The sequence below is a fragment of the Paenibacillus nanensis genome (genome assembly GCF_003583765.1).
Lineage (GTDB): Bacteria > Bacillota > Bacilli > Paenibacillales > Paenibacillaceae > Pristimantibacillus > Pristimantibacillus nanensis.
Map to the genome: position 1 here is coordinate 124128 of NZ_QXQA01000016.1, position 20265 is coordinate 144392.

20 protein-coding genes, 1 riboswitch and 1 other annotated feature are annotated in these 20265 nt (G+C 51.1%); of the genes, 14 read left to right on the forward strand and 6 right to left on the reverse strand.

Annotated elements, in window-relative coordinates; all coding sequences use genetic code 11:
• The first annotated feature begins 221 nt into the window (after positions 1-221).
• Positions 222-1025: an undecaprenyl-diphosphate phosphatase gene (locus D3P08_RS21565; protein ID WP_119602191.1), complete on the forward strand. Its 804-nt coding sequence runs from the start codon at positions 222-224 to the stop codon at positions 1023-1025.
• Between the two features lie 63 nt (positions 1026-1088).
• Here the strand turns inward: D3P08_RS21565 and D3P08_RS21570 are convergent, their stop codons facing one another.
• The gene (locus D3P08_RS21570; RefSeq protein ID WP_119602192.1) at positions 1089-1760 is read right to left on the reverse strand and encodes a GGDEF domain-containing protein; all 672 of its coding nucleotides are present in this window, start codon (positions 1758-1760) and stop codon (positions 1089-1091) included.
• Between the two features lie 645 nt (positions 1761-2405).
• Here D3P08_RS21570 and D3P08_RS21575 point away from each other — a divergent pair.
• The 3 genes from D3P08_RS21575 to D3P08_RS21585 all read left to right on the forward strand — a co-directional run bounded on the left by D3P08_RS21575 (position 2406) and on the right by D3P08_RS21585 (position 5870).
• Entirely contained in the window at positions 2406-3896 is a 1491-nt protein-coding gene (locus D3P08_RS21575; RefSeq protein WP_119602193.1) for a glycosyl hydrolase family 18 protein, read from the forward strand.
• A 75-nt stretch (positions 3897-3971) separates the two neighbouring features.
• Positions 3972-4065: riboswitch (cyclic di-GMP riboswitch) on the forward strand.
• A 96-nt stretch (positions 4066-4161) separates the two neighbouring features.
• Positions 4162-4386: a hypothetical protein gene (locus D3P08_RS21580; protein ID WP_119602194.1), complete on the forward strand. Its 225-nt coding sequence runs from the start codon at positions 4162-4164 to the stop codon at positions 4384-4386.
• A 35-nt stretch (positions 4387-4421) separates the two neighbouring features.
• The gene (locus D3P08_RS21585; protein ID WP_162848564.1) at positions 4422-5870 is read left to right on the forward strand and encodes an S-layer homology domain-containing protein; all 1449 of its coding nucleotides are present in this window, start codon (positions 4422-4424) and stop codon (positions 5868-5870) included.
• A gap of 54 nt (positions 5871-5924) precedes the next feature.
• Here D3P08_RS21585 and D3P08_RS21590 read toward each other — a convergent pair whose 3' ends face one another.
• Together D3P08_RS21590 and D3P08_RS21595 are read right to left on the reverse strand one after the other, a co-directional pair.
• On the reverse strand, positions 5925-6611 hold the full coding sequence (locus D3P08_RS21590; RefSeq protein ID WP_338068735.1) for an MBL fold metallo-hydrolase: 687 nt from the start codon (positions 6609-6611) through the stop codon (positions 5925-5927).
• A 58-nt stretch (positions 6612-6669) separates the two neighbouring features.
• Positions 6670-7212 (reverse strand): GNAT family N-acetyltransferase, encoded by a 543-nt coding sequence (locus D3P08_RS21595; protein ID WP_119602197.1) that lies wholly within the window; start codon positions 7210-7212, stop codon positions 6670-6672.
• A gap of 187 nt (positions 7213-7399) precedes the next feature.
• Here D3P08_RS21595 and D3P08_RS21600 point away from each other — a divergent pair, with 187 nt between their 5' ends.
• The 8 genes from D3P08_RS21600 to D3P08_RS21650 all read left to right on the forward strand — a co-directional run bounded on the left by D3P08_RS21600 (position 7400) and on the right by D3P08_RS21650 (position 15024).
• Complete coding sequence (locus D3P08_RS21600; RefSeq protein WP_119602198.1) at positions 7400-7867, forward strand: NUDIX hydrolase; 468 nt, start codon at positions 7400-7402, stop codon at positions 7865-7867.
• Positions 7868-7869: 2 nt separating this feature from the next.
• Positions 7870-8655 (forward strand): lipid II flippase Amj family protein, encoded by a 786-nt coding sequence (locus D3P08_RS21605; RefSeq protein WP_119602199.1) that lies wholly within the window; start codon positions 7870-7872, stop codon positions 8653-8655.
• Positions 8656-8750: 95 nt separating this feature from the next.
• Complete coding sequence (locus D3P08_RS21610; protein ID WP_119602200.1) at positions 8751-9515, forward strand: SDR family oxidoreductase; 765 nt, start codon at positions 8751-8753, stop codon at positions 9513-9515.
• Between the two features lie 124 nt (positions 9516-9639).
• Positions 9640-10227 carry a nucleotidyltransferase family protein gene (locus D3P08_RS21615; protein WP_119602201.1) on the forward strand — a complete coding sequence of 196 codons (588 nt, stop codon included), beginning with the start codon at positions 9640-9642 and terminating at the stop codon, positions 10225-10227.
• Positions 10228-10241: 14 nt separating this feature from the next.
• Complete coding sequence (locus tag D3P08_RS21620) at positions 10242-10994, forward strand: phosphotransferase family protein (RefSeq protein WP_240647693.1); 753 nt, start codon at positions 10242-10244, stop codon at positions 10992-10994.
• A 1214-nt stretch (positions 10995-12208) separates the two neighbouring features.
• Positions 12209-12478, forward strand: a binding site (T-box leader).
• A gap of 139 nt (positions 12479-12617) precedes the next feature.
• Positions 12618-13703 (forward strand): aspartate-semialdehyde dehydrogenase, encoded by a 1086-nt coding sequence (asd, locus tag D3P08_RS21640; protein WP_119602206.1) that lies wholly within the window; start codon positions 12618-12620, stop codon positions 13701-13703.
• Positions 13704-13929: 226 nt separating this feature from the next.
• Positions 13930-14484, forward strand: coding sequence for a GNAT family N-acetyltransferase (locus D3P08_RS21645; RefSeq protein ID WP_240647694.1), 555 nt, complete (start codon positions 13930-13932; stop codon positions 14482-14484).
• Positions 14485-14508: 24 nt separating this feature from the next.
• Positions 14509-15024 carry a hypothetical protein gene (locus tag D3P08_RS21650; protein ID WP_119602208.1) on the forward strand — a complete coding sequence of 172 codons (516 nt, stop codon included), beginning with the start codon at positions 14509-14511 and terminating at the stop codon, positions 15022-15024.
• A gap of 57 nt (positions 15025-15081) precedes the next feature.
• On the opposite strand, the gene D3P08_RS21655 is transcribed toward D3P08_RS21650, so the two are convergent.
• Positions 15082-16530 (reverse strand): RICIN domain-containing protein, encoded by a 1449-nt coding sequence (locus D3P08_RS21655; RefSeq protein ID WP_119602209.1) that lies wholly within the window; start codon positions 16528-16530, stop codon positions 15082-15084.
• A gap of 253 nt (positions 16531-16783) precedes the next feature.
• On the opposite strand from D3P08_RS21655, the gene D3P08_RS21660 reads away from it, so the two are divergent.
• Complete coding sequence (locus D3P08_RS21660; RefSeq protein WP_119602210.1) at positions 16784-18586, forward strand: methyl-accepting chemotaxis protein; 1803 nt, start codon at positions 16784-16786, stop codon at positions 18584-18586.
• Between the two features lie 66 nt (positions 18587-18652).
• Here the strand turns inward: D3P08_RS21660 and D3P08_RS21665 are convergent, their stop codons facing one another.
• Both D3P08_RS21665 and D3P08_RS21670 read right to left on the reverse strand, forming a co-directional pair.
• A complete protein-coding gene (locus D3P08_RS21665; RefSeq protein WP_119602211.1) occupies positions 18653-19156 on the reverse strand; it encodes a GNAT family N-acetyltransferase in 504 nt (167 codons plus the stop codon).
• Between the two features lie 5 nt (positions 19157-19161).
• Entirely contained in the window at positions 19162-19914 is a 753-nt protein-coding gene (locus tag D3P08_RS21670) for an MBL fold metallo-hydrolase (RefSeq protein WP_119602212.1), read from the reverse strand.
• A gap of 113 nt (positions 19915-20027) precedes the next feature.
• Here D3P08_RS21670 and D3P08_RS27115 point away from each other — a divergent pair, with 113 nt between their 5' ends.
• Complete coding sequence (locus D3P08_RS27115) at positions 20028-20264, forward strand: hypothetical protein (RefSeq protein WP_147381838.1); 237 nt, start codon at positions 20028-20030, stop codon at positions 20262-20264.
• Position 20265 lies beyond the last annotated feature (1 nt).

A 20265-nucleotide genomic window follows, 5' to 3' on the forward strand; every position in this document is an offset into this window, starting at 1 on the left:
TTTTGCGATAATGTTAGGGCAGAGAGAACAGCTTGCCATGGGAGACCGATGATGAACGACAGGAAATCCCGTTTATGGAGCGCCTAACCTTTCAACATTGTAACCTTATTGTCATCGGATTCGATTGATTCTATCCCCTGGTTTGGACTACACTAGCATAGATGGACGAGTTGCGGCATAGTTTATTTTGAGATTGGTTGGTACAGAAAGGCGGTATTGCATTGCAGGATTTTATTAACGCCATTATATTGGGCATAATTGAAGGACTGACAGAATTTTTACCCGTTTCATCGACAGGTCACCTGATTTTGGCCGGCGATCTGCTGGGATTTGAAGGCGATGCGGCGACCACATTCAAAATCGTGATTCAGCTCGGGGCCGTTATGGCCGTCCTAATCCTCTATTGGAAGAGGTATATGGATATTTTGAAGGGGCTCGTGTCCTTAAACTTCAGGGAGAAAAAGAAACTAAACGCCGTACATATGGTGTTGGCCATGATTCCGGCTTTAATCGTGTATCTGCTCTTCAATGACATTATTAAAGATGTGTTATTCGAATCGGCTGCCGTTGTAATCGGCCTCGTTGTCGGCGGCGTCTTAATGATCGTGGCCGCAAGGACGAAGCGGAAAGTGACCGCCGAGGAGACGGACGATATTACGTATAAGCAGGCGCTCGGCATCGGTTTGTTCCAATGCTTGGCGCTGTGGCCGGGCTTCTCCCGGTCGGGCTCGACCATTTCCGGCGGATTGCTGCTCGGAACAAGCCAGAAGGCGGCTGCCGATTTTACGTTTATGATTTCCGTCCCGGTTATGCTTGGCGCGACGGTGCTGGACTTGTACGACAGCCGGAACCTGCTTACGGCGGATGATCTGGTGCTGTTCCTGATCGGTTTTATCGCCGCGTTCGTAGTGGCAATGATCGCAGTTGTGACGTTCCTGAATTTGATCAAGCGGCTTCGCCTCGAATGGTTCGCGTTTTACCGCTTCGTGCTTGCTGCTCTGTTTTATATTTTTGTTATTATGTAAGACCGAAAAAGGTACAGTCCCCGGTGTAAGAGGGACTGTACCTTTTTTGATGAAAGAAACGAATCAATTGGAATCGGACTTATGGAGGGCTGCTTGTTTTTTGTCCATTTTGGATTTGTACATGTTCTCGTCGGCTGTTTTAACCAAACTGGATAAGTCATGATGTTGAGTAGCGGAATAAATGGCGGAACCGATAGAGAGCGATACGTGGAACCCTAGCTCGTCCGAAAGAAGGGAGATTTGCTTGGTAATGCGCGTGATGATGGCATCGATGCCAGCTCGATCTTTATACTGGCCCAGCACCAGGAATTCATCGCCGCCCCATCTCGCGACAATGTCGACCTTTCGGGTGTTGGTTAGGAGAATGTGGCTGATTTCGCTTAAAACTTTGTCGCCTACGTGATGGTTATAACGATCGTTGATTTCTTTAAAATTATCGCAATCGATAACCAGCGCAAAGATATGGCTGTTGGTGCGGCTTGCGAGCGAGGTGATTTTGTCGAAAGCATTGATGACGAACCGGCGGTTATACAAGTTGGTCATCGAATCTTTTTCGGAATAGTAGACAGCTCTATCATATTGCTTGCCTGCCCAATAGGAAACCGTAATAAACAGCGGATAGCCAAGCCAATCCGCCCAATCGACTGTTCCATCCCTTTGAAAATAATAGAGGATATATGCGGTATGTACGGTCATGGTCAAACTAATGGTTGCGATTCTGCCTTTATACTTCATGCCTCACCTTCCTAGAAGGAACGATAGATGCTGTTATTAGAGGTATTGTATCATGAAGACTTTCGATGAGAAATGATTAAAAAATGGGAGATATAACCTGAAACTGTATAAAAAGGGATAATCGGTGCTAACCATTCATCCCTTCTTGAAATAGAAATCATTATTTCAACTTGAAAATGTATTCATTGGCGTCAAAAGCGCCCCTTATATCGGAAGTTCATAATCGATCAGCTCCGCAGGCGCCGCTCCTTCTTCAATCGGCAAATAGTTAAAACCTTCGTTGTTGCCCCCTGGACAAAGCTTGGCCCCGCCGAACAGCCCTCTTGCACGAAGTAAAGCCGGTTAATTGTGTGGCGATATTCAACTGCCGCCTATAATCGAACGACTCGAACTCGCCCGTGTTCTCAATGCGGGCGTTCACTTTGTCGTTTCTTTCTCTCTAAGATGCAATAGTCAAAATGACCTAATTATGATAGCAAATTTGGAAGGGTAGGGCAATTGGGAATCTAGCAAGCGCGCCGCATATACCAAGCTCTCCAACTAAAGGCTTCTCTTCCATTAGGTTACTATACGAGGTTCATAGACGCGGGAAAACGGACTTAGTAGAATGGGAGAATGTATTGATCTTTTTCGGGGAGGAACAGCATGCCATCGTCTTTCAAGAGTGCTCCGAGCTTTCTTCTATTTTTTTTATTCTTCGCCCTTCACTTCATTCTGCTTTTTTCGATAGGCGCCAATCAAGCGCAGGCCGCGCCGCAAGACCGGAGAGCGCCGATCGCGCCGGCCAAGCTGACGGTTAAGGACACATCGGATAAGACGGTTACTTTAGCATGGAAAGCATCCAAGGATGACCGTGGCGTCAGCCGCTATGAAATCTTCAGCGGCGAGAGTAAAGTCGGCACATCGGAGACGGCCGTTTATAAGGTTGCCGGGTTAAAGCCGGAGACGGAATACAGCTTTAAAGTAAGGGCTGTTGACCAAGCAGGCAACCAATCGCCGTCTAGCGCGCCCGTCACGATTAAGACTTTGCCGAATCTGTCGAAAGCGGTCATCGGCTACTATCCGAGCTGGTCTGCTTACAGCGGCCATGAAATATCTGAGCTTGACGGCTCGAAGCTGACGCATATCAATTACGCTTTCGCTAATATTGGCAGCGATCTGAAGATTGAGCTTGGCGATCCTCACGCTGATGTGGAGAGACGCTTCGGGAACGAATCGCCGGCAGACGCTTTCTATGGGAACTTTAATCAACTGAAAAAGCTGAAGCAGCGTTATCCGCATCTTCGGACGTTCATTTCGGTAGGCGGCTGGTCCTGGTCAAGCAAGTTCTCTGATGTGGCCCTCACGGATGCTTCCCGTGGCGCATTTGCGGACAGCGCCGTCGCTTTCCTGACCAAATACGGCTTCGACGGCATTGATATCGATTGGGAATATCCGGTATCCGGCGGGATGGCCGGCAACGCGAAGCGTCCGGCCGATAAACAAAACTTTACGCTGCTGATGCAGAAGCTGCGAGAGAAGCTGGACGCCCAGTCGCAGAAGGATGGCAAGACGTATCTGCTTAGCATCGCCGGCGCAAGCACTTCGTCCTACACAAGAAATGTCGAGCTGTCCAAGCTCCAGGAATACGTCGATTTCGTTAACGTCATGAGCTATGACATCCGCGGGACATGGGATTCCATGACCGGTTTGAACGCGCCGCTCTACCGCGATCCGGACAGCGCTTTTTCCTGGGATTGGAGCGTAGATGATTCGATCCGTCTGTATTTGTCCGAAGGAGTGCCTGCTAGCAAGCTGGTTATGGGCGTGCCCTTCTATGGCTACCAGTACCAGAATGTACAGGGGACGGGCCGCGGCGGCTTGTACCAAAGCTTTACCGGAGGCGGGTCCGTCACGTACGGGAAAATTGCTTCGTTATATTTGAATAAGGGCTATACGAGATATTTCCATTCTGCGTCCAAAGTCCCTTATTTATTCAATGGCACAACCTTTATCAGCTACGACGATCCGGAATCGATCGGCTATAAGGCTGCATACGCGAAGGAGCAAGGCCTTGCGGGCGTCATGGCCTGGTCGCTTACGCATGATACCAGCAGCGGAGCGCTGCTGAAGGCGTTATATGAAGGCCTGCAATAATTTGCGAAATATCTGTAGCAAAGATGGTCGAATCATGTATAATACGAATTAGTGTATAGGTAAAAAGTTTTACAAAACCGAAAAAGGCAAAATTACTGAAAGGTAATGACGCAAAACTATAGGGGCTAAAGTACTGAATGATTCTTTACTATGCCAGCCAGTTGCCGATAGAAGCTTCTATAGCGGAGAGCTTGTCTATTTGCAATGGACGAGCTCTCTTTTTTGCGTTTGCTTCGGAAACTGCAGACAGGAGGAAATCCGAAAGTTGAGTTTAACCAATTGTACGAAATGCGGCGAAATGATGGTGAACCGGCGTTCCTTTTTTTGTGAAAAGTGTATGGAAGCGCAGAAGGACGACATCTACCGCGTGAAGCAGTATTTGAAGACGCATGCCCGTCCAACGTTGCTCGAGGTTCACCGTATGACCGGCATACCCATCCAGTCCATTCAGCAATTTATAAAAGAGGGCATTATTTCGCGTCATTTATAGACGTAGTTTGTACATCATGAGGAGGCTTTATGAAAATGAAAAAAACGCGTATTTGGAGTTCGCTGCTGATCTGTTCCATGATAGTGCTGCTGCTGGCTGGGACCGGCTATGCGGAGGAGCTGCCGGAGACGGTTTCTGCGCCTGTCGATACTGGACAAGAAGCAAAGGGTGATGCTGAAGCGGTTACGGAACCCGCGGCTGAAATCGAAGAAGAGAGAGAAACGCTTGAGCTTAAATTTGGCGATGCGGACGAAGCCAGCTGGGCGGTTCAAGCGATCGGACTTATGAAATCCCAGGCCATTTTATCCGGATATGAGGATGGCAATTTCCGCCCCAACAAGCCGGTTAGCCGGGTAGAGGCAGTGGTGGCTGCCGTCCGTCTGATGGGCCTGGAGGATGAAGCGAAAGCGAAATCGGGGGATATAAAGCTTGCATTTACAGATGCGGCTGCCATCGACAAGAAATTCAAATGGGCAAAAGGTTACATAGCAACAGCGTTGGAGCATGGACTTTTTGATACATCGGATACAAAGCTCGATCCTCAGAAGCCGGCGAGCCGTGTGTGGGTGTCCGCCTTGCTGGTCAAGGCGCTTGGACTTGAGGAAGAGGCGCTTGCGCTCATGACGTCCGTTCCCGAGTTCAAAGATGTATCGGCTATTCCAGCCGGTTCGATCGGATACGTGAATGTCGCGGTTGAAGAAGGAATCATTACCGGTTATCCGGATGAAACCTTTAAACCGAACCGCAACGTAACCCGCGCGGAGCTGGCTTCGCTGCTTGTCCGCACGAATGATAACTTACTGGAGCAAGCAGGGGCTATTACGGTTTCTGGAGAAGTGACAGCGATCTCGTTTGAGACGGAACAAGAGGCTGCGGACGCGCCTGCACTTGGCTCGATTACTGTTAAAAGCTTCAATGGCGACTCCTTAGCTTTTAAGATTTCAGCCGAGCTGCCGATTACATATGAGGATGAATTTATACCTGCTTCCGAGCTCGTGGTCGGCGATTTGGTATCGCTAACGGCTGAAGCGGACATCGTTTTAAACGCAAGTCTTATCAACGAAGAAGAAGCGAACGGGGCGAACGCCGGACTTATCGAATGGAAGCTGGAGCTTGATCTTGATAAGGATAACGGTTTGAAAATGGAATACGAGAATAAAAAAGGCGAAACAAAAGCAAAGATTGAAGTGAAGACGAATGGGAAGAAAGAGAAGCTTACCGGTGAAGAAGCCGCGCAAGAGCTCGAGGGTATTCTAGAAGCAGCCAAGCTGACGCCAGAGCTATCGGCTAAAGAAATGACGGATCAATTGCTTGCGGCGCTTGATTTACAGGATACTTCTTATAAATCCTTGGAGGTTGAAATGAAGTTTTCAAACGGCGCAAAATTGGAATTCGAGTCGAAGCAGGAGAAAGGCTCGAAAGAGGATGACGAACATGAGGACGACGAATATAAAGACCGCGCGCCAGGCGGAAAGAAGCGCTAAACAATAAGCAGCATAGGAGAGGTTTATATAGGCCTCCCCATGCTGCTTTTTTTGTCACACTGACGTCTTATTAGCCAAGATGGCATGCAGCCGCTCTTTGATTTGATCGTCGCAGACACCGCCATGATAGGTAATGACACGGTCGATTTCAAGCTCCAGAAACTTAGCGACGGATTGCATAGCCAAGTCCGTATCGAGCGTAAATTTCGGATCAAACGATTGCAGCACGCCCTCTTGCGACGTTAATGCGTCTCCTGTAATCAACGTCTTGCTCGGCATATGGTACAACGAAATATGATCCGGCGTATGCCCAGGCGTGTGCAGGATCCGAATGCCGCCGGCGATAGGCAGCAGCTCGCCGTCATGGAGCGGTGTTACCGCTGCAGGAAGCGGAGGAGCGAGCGCTTTGCTTTTGATTAGCGGCGTTTCGCCGGTGATATAAGGGATGGCGGTTTCGTGGGCAAGCACCTCTAAGCGGTCTCCAGACGCCTGCAGAAGCTCGGGAAGGCCGCCAATGTGGTCGCGGTCCTGATGCGTGATGATCACTTTTGTCAGACGCTCGAACGGGATGGACTCCTCCTCCAGTCTGGAACGGATCAACTCCAGCTGTCCGGGAATTCCGGTATCCACTAGAATGGCCTCTTGCTCATCCCAAAGCAGCGCCGCATGTATTACAAAAGGCTGTCCATTCGCGTCCATGTCTAGCCGGAACGCTTTGACTCCGCTACTCCGATCAGCCAAATTCAACATCCCCTCTCTAAAGGAAGTACAAAACTACATCCTATTCTACCATAATCCGCTATTCCATGATGTCCTCCGCCGTCCGCGCGAAGAGCACATGATCCTCCCATACACCGTTAATGTTCAAATACTTTTCAGCCAGTCCTTCGCGACGAAATCCCGCTTTCGCCAGCACTCGAAGGGACGGCTTGTTTCTCGGCATAACGGCCGCTTGTATCCGGTGCAGGCCAAGCTCGTCGAACGCGTACTGCACACATTGTACGACAGCCCTTGTCATGTAGCCTTTCCCATTCTGCGCCTGATCCAGGCAATAACCCATGTTGGCGTTCTGGAAGGGGCCTCGCGCCAGGCCTGTTAAGGCGATTCTGCCGATAAGCGTGTCCTTCTCTTGAAGGAAGATGCCGAAAATGTAGGATTGGTCGCTCTCGGCGCCTTGTATGCCGGCAGCAATCTCCTTCTCTTGCGTCTCCAGCGTAAAATACGCTTCCTCCCGGACAGGCTCGAACGGCTGAAGGAACGCGCGGTTTCTTAGGCGCAATGCCAGCAGAGCGGGCGCGTCCGTCAGGTCAAGCCGCCGCAAATAAATCGAATCGTCGTTCATTTCATCATAGCCTTTCTCAAAGAGTGGAACAAAATTTTATCAAGCGGGCGGCGCTCCGTCAATTCCCTTGCTGCGTCAATTCCAATGCTGCGAAAAATAGGAAGCTTTTACGAACAATGTTTCAGTTTTTGAAAAAAATGGGCGGGCTTATACTGGGTTTATCAAATGAGGCAGAGGGGGCAGTCTTATGGGTTATATCGAGGCGTTGCGGGAGAAGGTCGGGAACGATCCGGTTATCCTTGTCAGACCGAGCGTGCTCATCGTAAATCCGAAAGGGGAAATTCTTCTTGTCAGACATGATCATGATACATGGGGCGTTCCGGGCGGACACATGGAATTAGGGGAAACGGTAGAGGAAAGCGCAATCCGCGAGATTAAGGAAGAGGTCGGACTTCGACTGAAGAAGCTTACTCTATACGGTGTTTTTTCCGGTAATGAATTATATACAAGGCTTAGGAACGGCCACGTCTACTACAACGTTGTGATTGGTTATCTTTGCACGGAATATGAGGGAGAGCTGAAGCCGGACGGCATCGAGGTGCTGGAAGCCAAGTTTTTCCGTTTCGATCAATTGCCTGAGAGCACCGACCCGTATGTTAGAAAGAAAGTCATGGAAAACAGCGGCGCATTAATGGCGATGCTGCCGCCGAAATAGATATGCTGATCATCGTATATCTTACCTTTGCGATTCATGTAGCCGAAACGCTGACGTACGCGTTGCGTGCAGCCGGGGCTCGTGCGGGAAAGCTTGCCGTCGCTTTGTCCTTAACGGGCGCAGTTGCGCTCGTCTCACGGACTTCCAACATGATTCAAGCCCCTCTAATGGGGAAAATGGTCGATTACGCGAAAGTCCATCCGGATTATCCGCTAGTGGACCAGATGCGAATCGTCATTGCAGCCGCCACAATTGGAACGCTAGCTGCCATGGTTTTGTTTCCGTCAGCTGTTTTTCTCTCCTGCAGAGTCATCTCGCATCTGGAGGAAGCCGGCTCGATTCCCCAAATGGTTCGAGCCTCGGTTTCTCTGCAGAAATTAAAAAACGCGAAAGCCCATCTCCGTGTCCCTAAGCTCAAGCTGCTTTCCCGGCTGACAATTGGAGGAATCCCTAAAAGACTGGTGGCGATGAACGTTGTCGTTACAGCGATCTACACCATCGGCGTATTGGCCGCGTTGTTAGCCTCCGCTGGAACAGAAGGTTCGTCCACGGCTGCGTCGCAGGCTTCCGGGCTTATTAACGGAATCGCGACCATTTTGCTGACAGTGCTTATCGATCCTCAGATTGGCTTAATGACGGACAAGGTCTCGAGAGGCGAAAGAGAGCTGCGGGCGCTGAATAAGATGTTCGGCTTGCTGATGGTGTCCAGACTGCTTGGCACGCTGCTCGCCCAGTTTTTATTGGTTCCTGCCGCGTGGTGGATCGGATGGGCCGTGTCCGTCTTATAGGTGTCGAAATGGGAGAGCAACATTGCAAAATGCCTCTCGTGTTATAACTGTCTCGGGAAGGAAAAAGACGTTATAACGGATGAGGAGATGATGGCATGAGTAAGCTTAAAGGAAAAATCGCGTTAGTAACCGGCGCAAGTCGGGGAATCGGGCGCTCGATTGCTAGGCGTTTGGCGGAGCAAGGGGCATTGGTGGCTGTGCACTACGGCAAAAACAAAGAAGCGGCGAAAGAGGTTGTGGCCGGGATTGAGAAAGAGGGCGGGTCGGCGTTTTTGATTGGCGCTGAGCTTACCTCATCTTACGATGTGCAGGTTCTGTATGAAACCTTGGATGAAGAATTAAAGATACGGACTGGGAACTCGCGGTTCGATATTCTCGTGAACAACGCGGGCGCCGGTTTAACCGCATCCATAGAAGAAACTTCGGAGGAAGCCTTCGACCGGATCATGAACGTCAATGTGAAGGCCCCGTTCTTTATGATTCAGCAGGCATTGCCGCGCCTACGGGAGGACGGGCGAATCATCAACTTGTCGTCTGCCGTTACTCGAATATCGCTGCCGGCCATTCCTGCGTACAGCATGACGAAGGGAGCCATTAATACGCTTACGTTGGCTTTGGCGAATCAGCTTGGTTCACGCGGTATTACGATCAACGCCATCCAGCCCGGCTTCGTCGCGACAGATATGAATGCCGGTATGCTGGAGGATCCCGCAAGCCGCCAATTCGGCGCTGATTTTTCGATATTCGGGAGATGGGGGCAGCCGGAGGATATAGCGGATATCGCCGCTTTTCTTGCCTCGCCGGACAGCAGGTGGGTGACGGGACAACTCATCGATGCGAGCGGAGGATCGCGCCTATAAAGAGCGGGGAGGAGGAGCGCATTTAGCGTGCCTCCTTTTTTATGCTTCGCATATTGCGCGTCATGTATAATTTGGTAGAATGGGAGGGCGGTTTTGAAAAGGCTGCGAATAGGAGGGGGTTGCGATGCTGAAGCTGACCTGCGAAGAGGATATAATCCGGCTCATAAGCGATGACCGGTGGATGATGGATATCATCCGTACGGCTAACTCGCTTGAATTGCCCGATTGGTGGGTATGCGCGGGCTTCGTGCGCACGAAGATTTGGGATACCTTGCACGGATACACAGAGCGGACGCCTCTGCCGGATGTGGATGTTGTTTATTTCGACGCTTCGAATACGGAGGAGTCGGTTGAGAAAGACTTGGAAGCGAAGCTTCGCCGGATCGCGCCTGACGTGCCGTGGTCGGTAAAAAATGAAGCGAGGATGCATAAGATCAACGACTTTGCACCGTATACTTCTTCGGTCGACGCGATCTCCAAATTTCCGGAAACCGTTACGGCGTTAGGCGTCACGCTTGATGCGAATAATCGTCTTGTTTTAACCGCGCCATGCGGCATTGAAGATGTGCTTCATATGCATGTGAAGCCGACGCCAAGCTTTCGAGAGCATCCGGAGCTTATAAGCGTCTATAATAGACGGATCACGCAAAAGAACTGGAAAGCGAAATGGCCGAAGGTGGCCGTGTTCCAGCTGAGCGGGGAGTTGTTATGAGACGGAGCGGGGTTATGGCTCAGATTGAACAAGTCATTGGCCGCGTGAACGAGGTCGAAGCGTTGGCCGAGCAGGGATGCACATCGGAAGTGAGCCGGGTTGTTGCGGATGACGGGGTGTATCTTCTCAAAAGCGCCTCAGAACAAAGATATCGGGAATGGCTCCGGATAGAGGCGGAACGGTTAAGACGGAACGAGCAAGCGGATTGGATTCCGCTCCCCCGGTTTTATGGTTTTTTTGAGGACGGGGACGGCAGCCATTTGCTGATGTCTTTCGAGAAGGGCGTAAGCTTGACGGCTGCTTTGAAGGAAGCTTCGCATGAAGAGAAGAAGACGCTGATCCGAAGCTTCGGTCGATTTCTTCATCGTTTCCATGAGAGACATCCGGCGGAGTCATTAAAGCGGAGCGATGATTGGCTGGCGCATCAGCTGGTGCGGGCGGAGGGGTATTTGGAACGAGGCGAGGCTGATGGGGATAGGGCTCTCCTGGAGTCTCTTATTCGCAACAAGCCTGTGCCGGTCCCGCAGACGATGATTCACGGGGACTGCACCTCGGATAACGTCCTTGTATGGGACGGCGAAGTGTATCTGTTTATCGATGCGGCGGGGATGACAGTCGGCGATCCGCGTTATGATGAATCGCTGGCGGTCAGACGCTTTCAGAACGACCCCGAGCTGCTCGGCGCCTTTTACGAAGAGTATACGCGGCATCGGGTATCGGAGGCCGAGTATCGTTACTTTTACGACGGCTTATACGCGTTTTTTTGACGCGGTAAGGCGTCTTATTTTTTTGTGGGATGTGCGGCTGTACGGCTGGCGGTGGAGGTTTGTACGAAAAATCGTACAAAGTGGAGCGAAAGTGTGGCTAGCGGCGGAGTTTTGTACGAAAAATCGTACAAATTGGAGCGAAAGTGCGGCAGGCGGCGAAGTTTTGTACGAAATATCGTACAAAGTGGAGCGAGTATGCGTGTCGAAGCGAAGTTTTGTACGAAAAATCGTACAAAGAGGAGCGAAAGTGTGGCTAGCGGCGGAGTTTTGTACGAAAAATCGTACAAAGAGGAGCGAAAGTGTGGTTGGCGGCGGAGTTTTGTACGAAAAATCGTACAAAGGAGCGAGAATGCATGTCGAGGCGGAGATTTGTACGAAATATCGTACAAAGTGGAGCGAGTATGCGTGTCGAGAGGCAGTTTTGTGCGAAAAATCGTACAAAATTGAGCGAAAGTGTGGCTGGCGGCGGAGTTTTGTACGAAAAATCGTACAAAGAGGAGCGAAAGAGTGGCCAGCGGCGGAGATTTGTACGAAAAATCGTGCAAAATGGGCGGAAGTGTGAGTTGTGGCGGGGTTTTGTGCGATAAATCGTACAAAGGAGCGAGAATGCATGTCGAGGCGGAGATTTGTACGAAAAATCGTTCAAAGTGGAGCAAGTATGCGTGTCGAGGGGGAGTTTTGTGCGAAAAATCGTGCAAAATGGGGCGAAAGTGTGGCAGGCGGCGGAGTTTTGTACGAAAAATCGTACAAATTGGAGCGAAAGTGCGGCAGGCGGCGAAGTTTTGTACGAAATATCGTACAAAGAGGAGCGAAAGTGTGGCTAGCGGCGAAGGTTTGTACGAAAAATCGTACAAAATGGGGAGAGAGTGAGTGTCGAGGCGGAGATTTGTACGATAAATCGTATAAAGAAGCGAGAATGCATGTCGAGGTGCAGATTTGTACGAAATATCGTACAAAGAGGAGCGAAAGTGTGGCTGGCGGCGGAGTTTTGTACGAAAAATCGTACAAAGAGGAGCGAAAGTGTGGCTAGCGGCGGAGTTTTGTACGAAAAATCGTACAAAGAGGAGCGAAAGTGTGGCTAGCGGCGGAGTTTTGTACGAAAAATCGTACAAAGAGGAGCGAAAATGTGGCCCAAGGCGGAGGGCTGCGGAAAATTTTAAAATGCTGTTTACCTCCCGCGCGATTTTTGTTAATATAGTTCCAATAATCAATTGTAAAATGCGATGAAGAGACGAGTAGATAAATGGATTCTTTCCCAGAGAGCTCCGGACGCTGAAAAGGAGCAAAGAAGACGTTATTGAAAAAAGACTCAGAGCAGCGCATCGGAACCTGTCCGCGAATGGAACGGGGGGTGGTGTGCCAGGAGCTCCTGTTACAGAGCTAGAGTATAAGCATGGCGAGCCGTGCCGTACTTGAAGAGGCTGATATGGCGACATATGAGCGAATCTGGGTGGTACCACGAGGATACGAATCTCGTCCCTGAGACTGAATAAGTCTTGGGGGTGGGATTTTTTTATTGTTGCAATAGACACGCGGTTGTCATGTAATATAAAGACACCACTATGTACTCATAAACATTCTTAAATATAAAGGCTTACCATGTTGAGGAGGAGAGTTGGAAAAATGGCAGAACAATTGAAAGTTGGCATTGTTGGGGGAACAGGCATGGTCGGTCAGCGGTTCGTGCAGCTGCTGGATGGACATCCTTGGTTTAAAGTAACGGCGATCGCGGCGAGCGCAAGCTCCGCGGGGAAAACGTATGAGCAATCCGTACAAGGCAGATGGAAGCTGGAAACGCCGATCCCGGAAGACGTGAAGCAGATTGTCGTTCAGGACGCTTCGAAGGTGGAAGAGGTCGCGACCGGCGTCGATTTTATTTTCTGCGCGGTGGATATGAAGAAAGACGAGATCAAAGCGCTTGAAGAAGCGTACGCGAAGACGGGAACGCCAGTCGTGTCCAACAACTCGGCCCATCGCTGGACGCCTGACGTGCCGATGGTGATTCCGGAAATCAACCCGGAGCATCTTGACGTTATTGCGGCGCAAAGACAACGTCTTGGCACGTCGACCGGCTTTATTGCGGTTAAACCAAACTGCTCGATTCAGAGCTATGTGCCGATGCTGAACGCTTTGAAGGAATTTGGACCGAAGACGGTGGTTGCTTCGACGTATCAAGCGATTTCCGGGGCGGGCAAAAACTTCACCGACTGGCCGGAAATGCTGGACAACGTCATTCCGTACATCGGCGGCGAAGAGGAGAAAAGCGAGCAGGAGCCGCTTCGGATCTGGGGCACTGTTGAAGACGGGGCGATCGTAAAAGCAAGCGCGCCGCATATTACAACGCAGTGCATCCGCGTTCCCGTAACGGACGGCCACTTGGCGACCGTATTCGTCTCGTTCGAGAACAAACCTTCGAAGGAAGAGATTCTCGACCGCTGGAGAAACTACCAAGGACGCCCGCAGGAGCTTGGACTCCCTAGCGCGCCGAAGCAGTTCATCACGTATTTCGAAGAAGATAACAGACCGCAAACGAAGCTTGACCGCGACATCGAGGGCGGCATGGGCGTATCCGCGGGCAGACTGCGCGAGGATTCCCTGTACGACTACAAATTCGTCGGACTTTCGCACAATACGCTGCGCGGCGCTGCAGGCGGCGCCGTACTGATCGCCGAGCTTCTGAAAGCGGAAGGCTATATTGTTGCGAAGTAAATCACCGGTACGAGGGAGCTGTATAAATCATGCTCCCGGCCAAGAGGAGCAGCCGCTTATCCTAGGGGCTGCTCCTTTTTTTCTGCCTTTCCTAGCAGAGGCTTGACAGAAACTTCCTAGCCTTTTACGCTAGTTGTACTTCCTGCATTGCAAAAGACAGCATGAACGAACTCCATCCGCGCGGAATGGAGTTTTTGCGTTTACAGGGATCGAAGGAGGCATGCGTATGAATAAGATGCAGACGTCGCGATTAACCCTGCGGCTCCTTAAGCCGGGGGATGCGGAGGCGATGGAAACCCTGCTGCAGGAGAAGGATATTGCGAGCACGACGCTCGGCATCCCGCACCCTTACCCTTCTGGGGCGGCCGCTTCTTTTATCCAACTAAGGCAAGATGCGGCGGCAAAGGGTGACGGGTATTCGTTTGCTGTCCTCGACTCGGCATCGAGCGCTTTCATGGGCGTTATCGGCCTGCACATTAATAAGAACCATAACCATGCGGAGCTGGGCTATTGGATCGGCAAGCCCTACTGGGGTTATGGCTATTGTACGGAAGCCGTGAAGGGAGTCATGGATTTCGCTTTTCGCGAGCTGAAGCTCAACCGCTTATATGCAGCCGCGCTTACCCGGAACCCGGCATCCTATAAGGTCATGGAGAAGTCGGGCATGAAGCATGAAGGCGTGTTCCGCCAGCATCTGTTGAAATGGGAGGTTTACGAGGATGTGACGCATTACGGTCTACTGCGGTCGGAGTACGAGCAGATCGACCGATTGCGGCAATAATAGGTAGGGGACAGGTGGATACCGGTGGTAGTTACAACAAAAAAAGCATGGTGGATGAACCTTTTGTTATCTTTGCTTTACGCGCTCCCTCTATACGGAGCATTATATGCAGCGGTGTATGTGTTATTTTTGCTTTTCTTCCTGCTTCTGCTGTTAGTCGGAGGGAATATATTTCCGCTAGTAGCCTCTCAAACCAACGAGCTCATTGGCTTGAACTCCGTATCGGGATGGATCGTATTGCTCGTTATTTGGGCGGTTTGGTATCTCATTCTGGAATTTGTGCTCGTCAAAAAATATACGTTTACTCCGCAGGGAGTGAAGTATAGGTCTAATCTTATCCATTACGCGGACATAGCCCATGTTATCCTCTACGGCGATCGTATTGTTATCGCAACCATAATGGGAACGGAGCTTATTATCAAAAATTATAAGAGCGAACAGACGGTGATGCATCCGATTCGAGAAGGGCTGACGTCGTTAGGATTTACGGGGAAAATGTGGAGACATGAGCCTTCGAGCAACCGGTATCTGGAATACTAAAGGTTGTGCCAAAGCCGAGAGCCCGCGATTATCGCGGGCTCTCGGCTTATTCCGGCCTTAGCTGGTCGTGGCGAAAGAAAAATGCTGATCCGTGCCGCCGTCGTCCGTCATCTGAATCGCATCGGCGCCACTCATTGTAGAGCCGTCCGTGATGGTGATGACTTTGCGGCTTTTAACGTTCATGATTTTGAAATAGCCGTCTCCGGTGCCTAATAAGCGGAACAGCTGGTTCAGCCCGCCATTATCGGTATATTGGGTCACATGCGTGCCGTCCGCGGTTGAAGAGCTCGGAATATCGAGCACCTTGCCGCTGTTCCGGTTTTTAATTTTGTAATAGCGGCCGCCTACATCGGTGAACTGCCAATGCTGACTCGTCCAGCCGCCGTCAGAATATTGCTCGATCACCGCGCTGTTGTCAACAGAACCGTTCGTTACGCCTAGGATGAGATTGCTGTTGCGGTTTTTGATTTTATACCAGGAGGAGGTGTTTACAGGCGGGTTGTTTGTACCGGATATCGTGCCTGCCGCGGCGTCGATCGTAATCTGGTCGTACCAGCTTAGCGACATCGAGGTTGCAGACGGGAATGAAATCGGCAGCCACACATATTCGGACGTGTTGACCGGTCCGCCCCATGCGCCGGCCCAGCGGTCTCCCATATAGAGATAGGAAGTGCCGGATGTGCCTTGGACCGGAAGGACGTAGGTCGACTGGGACTGGAAGGTGTTGGCGTTACCGACATTGGAGAGCGAGCTCCAAGGACCGGCGATGCTGGACGCCGTCGCATATTTGGCCTGGTTCGGATTCCAGCCCGTTGCGCCTGATGTTAGGAGGAAGTACGTGCTGCCGCGTTTGAAGATAGCAGGCGCCTCTCGATATTGGTTATCCCATAGGGTCGTCACGAGCGATTCGACGCTCAGGAAATCCGGCGATAGGCGATAAATATTCAGGTCGGCGTTCACTTGCGTAGCGGAGATAAGGTAGGCGGTGCCGTTATCGTTGTAGACGGTCAAGTCTCGGGAATCGTAGTCGAGCGGCCGGAAGCTGCCGTGGTAGGTGTAGGGACCTTCGATGTTGGAGGCGGATGCGACGGCTACGCGGGCTTCGCCATAGTCGGAGCCGTTCTCTTTGTGCATCCACATGACGTATTTGCCGGTAGAGGCGTTGTAGAGAACCTTGGGCCGTTCAATGTTGGCTGCGGCAAGCTCGGGATGGGAGGTTTTGCTGAGGACATGCGCCCGGAACTGCCAATTTTTCAGATCGGTGGAGCGGTAGACGGAGACATAGTTCGTGCCGTCCCGGTTCTCCCCGAACCAGTAATAATAGCTGCCCGACTTCAACATGCCGCCGCCGTGCGCTTGAATCGGATTGCCGCTCGTGTCCTTGAATTGAAGGCCGTTGTCGATCGTGACGGGCGCAGCCGTAGCAGAGGGTATAACGAAGACGCCGCCGCACAAGCTGATCAGCAGAAGATAAACGAAAAAAAAGCGAACCTTACGATGCATCATTAATTCCTCCTTTGAAATGGGGATCATCATGCGAATCGTCTTTCGGAAGCGCTTCCAAATCTATTTTTGCACATCTGAGAGAAAAATACATCTCAATATTTTTACTAGTTTGTGTAAAAATAATAGCATCGTTGGAAGAGGGGGCGCTTAGAACAATTTTCCACTGAGAATTAATGTATATTCGATGCAAAGCCGCGCCTCTAATGCCGATATAATCCGCAGATTACATTCCAACAGCTAGAGGGGAACTGCCATGAGAACAAAATCTGCATTATGGAAAAAAGTAATGAAGCAACCGAAACCTACGATCGGCAGAAAGCTGATGGCGATGACGCTTGTCTTACTGCTTGTGCCAAGCTTGTTGATTGGAACATCCGGCTATTGGACGGCCAAGGAGCAGTTAACGGAATCGGGGAAGAGAACGTTAAAGAACAGCGTAGCCCAAACGCTTAACATGATCTCCTCTTTGAACGAAGAAGTGGAGAAGGGCACAATGAGCCTGGAAGACGCGCAGGAGAAAGTAAAGGCCGCAATTCTAGGGCCCAAAAACGCCGAGGGAAAACGTCCGGATTATAAGAAAACAGGCATCGACATTGGAGAATACGGCTATATCTTCATTGTTGAAAAACGCGAGACGGCGGCGGGACAGCGCATTATGGAAGTCGCGCATCCGTCCTTGGAGGGCCAGGACATCACGGAAGTGAAGTCGAGCAATGGGAAGGCCATCGGGTTTGGATTGGTTGAGCTCGCCGAGGCGGGCGGCGGTTTCTACGACTTCGATTTCAACTTGCCGAACAGCGATAAGGTCGCGCCGAAAATCACATACGTGCAGAAGGATCCGAACTGGAATTGGGTGATCTGTGCGGGCTCCTATTATATCGACTACAACAAAGGCGCCGACCTCGTGCTTCGAGAAGTCGAAATTATCGTATCGATTGCCGTGATTATCGGCATCCTGCTCAGCTGGTTGTTCTCCAGACATATTAGCGTTCCGATCAAGCGGGTAGCGAGGCAGGCCTCGTTAATCGCTTCCGGGGATCTGAGAGAAGCGGAGATTTTAATCAAAAACAGGGATGAGATCGGTCAGCTGGCTCAGGATTTCAACGTCATGCATCAAAATCTGAAAACGATTATTCATGAAGTGTCCACCGTCTCCTCCACCGTGGCGGCTACTTCGGAGGAGCTGAGCGCAAGCGCCGACCAAACCATGCAGGCTTCCGTTACGATTGCCGGAGCCATTACCGAGGTTGCGGAAAGCGCCGATATGCAGTCGCGGCATGTCGGAAGCAGCTATGGCCAAGTAGCGAGGATGACGGAAGGGATCGGACATATTGCCGATCAAGTGCAGACCGTTGCGGGCTCCATGCTGCAGACGTCCAAGCAGTCGGAATCGGGCAGCCAGCTGATTGCAAGAACGATTGGTCAAATGAGGGAAGTAGAGCGGAAGGTGAACGCGTCCAGCGAGGTCGTCGGCACGCTGGCTTCGAAGTCGCAAGAAATTAACGTCATTATTGATTTAATCCGTCAAATATCAGGCCAGACGAATCTGCTTGCGCTTAATGCGGCCATCGAGGCGGCGCGCGCGGGGGAGCATGGCAGAGGCTTTGCGGTCGTGGCGAGCGAGGTGCGTAAGCTGGCTGAGCAATCGGAGCATGCCGCCGCCCAAGTCTATGCGATCATTCATGAAATGCAGCAAGGAATCGATAAGGCGATGGGAACCTCGCAAGAGGGGACAGAAGCAATGAAAGCGGGACTTTCATCCGTGGATGAGGCCGGAGCTGCCTTCGATGAAATTTTCGGCGCTATAGAGGGTGTCTCCGAGCAAGCCCGGGAGGTATCGCTCGCCGTTCAAGAGCTGACCGCGAACGCAACGAGCACTGTAGCCGCCATCGAAGGCATTAAAGCCGCCACCGAAGATATTTCCGGCAATACGCAGGGCATAGCGGCTTCAGCGGAGGAGCAGTCGGCCTCCATGGAGGAAATGTCCGCTGCTTCCTCTATGCTGGCCAACAGCGCGTACGAGCTGCAGGAGCTGGTGAGCAAGTTCAAGCTGTAACGATTAGAGGCTGTCCCTTAAGCAGAAAGGTCTGCTTGAGGCGACAGCCTATTTTTTGTGAACGTATCAGTTTCTCTCTATCGCATAGAGGCAGGTCGGCAGATTGCGGTTTCTGCGGTTCAAGAACTGCTTCTCCAGCGTCATTCCCAGCTTTTCCGCGACTTTCCTAGAAGCTATATGGTCGACGGGCATATTGGCGCAGATTCGTTTCAGCCCCAGCTCCTCAAAACCATGCTTCATGACAGCCTCTGCGGCTTCGAAACCGAATCCCCGATTCCAATAAGCCGAGCTGATGATGTAGCCTAAGTCATTTTCGAGTACGCCGTCAATCTCGTATTTCAGAAGGCCGGCATCGCCGACGATCTCTTGATTTTCCCGCAAAATAACAGCCATGCGGCCGTAGCCCTGGCTATAGCTCTCCATGTTTCTCGTCATCCATTGTTCGCTCTGTTCGAATGTAAAGGCTGCAGGCCAAAATTGCATCGTTACCGGATCGGATAACAACGCGTGCAGCTTTGGAAGATCGTCAGGCGTGTACCTGCGAATCAGCAGTTTGTCGGTGGCGATCATCTTGATTACGGCCTTTCTTCCATCGTTTCATAGTCACGGACAAGCTGCTGCAACGCTTTTTTTGCATCGCCCTGAAAAATACCGCCGTGGTAGCAAATAAGCCGCGAGATCTCATAATCCAGCAGTTTTTGAACGGACCGTACCGCCTCTTTCAAATCCAGACAGTACCCGGGGTTCGCAATCTCCAGTCTCCCGTCTTCGATTACGACAGCATCGGCGGCGATCAGCGTTTGCTCAGAAGGAAGATAAAGTGATATATGACCGGGCGTATGTCCCGGAGTATGAATAACCTGTACGCCGCCGCACCAAGGCAGAATGTCATTATCGTTCAAGGTGCGGTCTACAGGAACGTGCTCGATCGATTCGAGGAAACGGATAAACTGCTCCGCGCTCGACTTCTCTTCTCCGGCCAATCGATTCAGCGTAGCCTCGGCTTGCGCCAGCCTCAACGATTTTTTTGTTCCCTCTATATACGGGGCTTCCGATTCGAAGGCGTAAATTTCTAAGTGAGGATACTTTCGTTTTAAAGCGGCGGCGGAACCGGTATGATCCATATCATCATGCGTCAATATGATCTTTGTAACGGTTTCCAGCTGAATCGAATGGCGAAGAGCGGCATTCTCAAGCAAAGGCAAGAAGTCAGGGTATCCGCAGTCGATAAGAATGACATCGGATTCGTCTTGCAGGATGACAGGCCAGATCGATTGTTTAAGGCCATTAAATTCAAATTCAATTTCTAGCGGATAATACGCGGTCATCTGTGTTCTCTCCCAACTATGGCAATATCTCTTAATCGGACGATGTTCACGGTCAAAATGTTCCACACACGTGTTATAATAGATTGAATAGGTGAACGAAGGAGCGACCGTCCATGAATTCGATTTGGGAACTATTGATTCCATTATTCATCATAGCTTTTTCTTGCTCCATTATGGCCGCAAGGCGGGGGCGGAGTCCATTGATGTGGTTTTTGCTCGGACTTGTCTTTCATGTGATCGCAATGGCGATCATAGGAGGAACGCCGTTCTCCGACGGCTCAAGACGCGATTACTTCGGCGCGAAGAAGGGCGCGGCTCCGGCTTCCGGCACAACGTTGGATGAGTCGTAGG

Excerpts from the sequence above, each read along its gene's own strand:
- D3P08_RS21570 (WP_119602192.1), bottom strand. The coding sequence starts at position 1,760 with ATGAAGTATAAAGGCAGAATCGCAACCATTAGTTTGACCATGACCGTA.
- D3P08_RS21575 (WP_119602193.1), top strand. The coding sequence starts at position 2,406 with ATGCCATCGTCTTTCAAGAGTGCTCCGAGCTTTCTTCTATTTTTTTTA.
- D3P08_RS21585 (WP_162848564.1), top strand. The coding sequence starts at position 4,422 with ATGAAAAAAACGCGTATTTGGAGTTCGCTGCTGATCTGTTCCATGATA.
- D3P08_RS21595 (WP_119602197.1), bottom strand. The coding sequence starts at position 7,212 with ATGAACGACGATTCGATTTATTTGCGGCGGCTTGACCTGACGGACGCG.
- D3P08_RS21600 (WP_119602198.1), top strand. The coding sequence starts at position 7,400 with ATGGGTTATATCGAGGCGTTGCGGGAGAAGGTCGGGAACGATCCGGTT.
- D3P08_RS21605 (WP_119602199.1), top strand. The coding sequence starts at position 7,870 with ATGCTGATCATCGTATATCTTACCTTTGCGATTCATGTAGCCGAAACG.
- D3P08_RS21610 (WP_119602200.1), top strand. The coding sequence starts at position 8,751 with ATGAGTAAGCTTAAAGGAAAAATCGCGTTAGTAACCGGCGCAAGTCGG.
- D3P08_RS21615 (WP_119602201.1), top strand. The coding sequence starts at position 9,640 with ATGCTGAAGCTGACCTGCGAAGAGGATATAATCCGGCTCATAAGCGAT.
- D3P08_RS21620 (WP_240647693.1), top strand. The coding sequence starts at position 10,242 with ATGGCTCAGATTGAACAAGTCATTGGCCGCGTGAACGAGGTCGAAGCG.
- asd (WP_119602206.1), top strand. The coding sequence starts at position 12,618 with ATGGCAGAACAATTGAAAGTTGGCATTGTTGGGGGAACAGGCATGGTC.
- D3P08_RS21645 (WP_240647694.1), top strand. The coding sequence starts at position 13,930 with ATGAATAAGATGCAGACGTCGCGATTAACCCTGCGGCTCCTTAAGCCG.
- D3P08_RS21655 (WP_119602209.1), bottom strand. The coding sequence starts at position 16,530 with ATGATGCATCGTAAGGTTCGCTTTTTTTTCGTTTATCTTCTGCTGATC.
- D3P08_RS21660 (WP_119602210.1), top strand. The coding sequence starts at position 16,784 with ATGAGAACAAAATCTGCATTATGGAAAAAAGTAATGAAGCAACCGAAA.
- D3P08_RS21665 (WP_119602211.1), bottom strand. The coding sequence starts at position 19,156 with ATGATCGCCACCGACAAACTGCTGATTCGCAGGTACACGCCTGACGAT.
- D3P08_RS21670 (WP_119602212.1), bottom strand. The coding sequence starts at position 19,914 with ATGACCGCGTATTATCCGCTAGAAATTGAATTTGAATTTAATGGCCTT.
- D3P08_RS27115 (WP_147381838.1), top strand. The coding sequence starts at position 20,028 with ATGAATTCGATTTGGGAACTATTGATTCCATTATTCATCATAGCTTTT.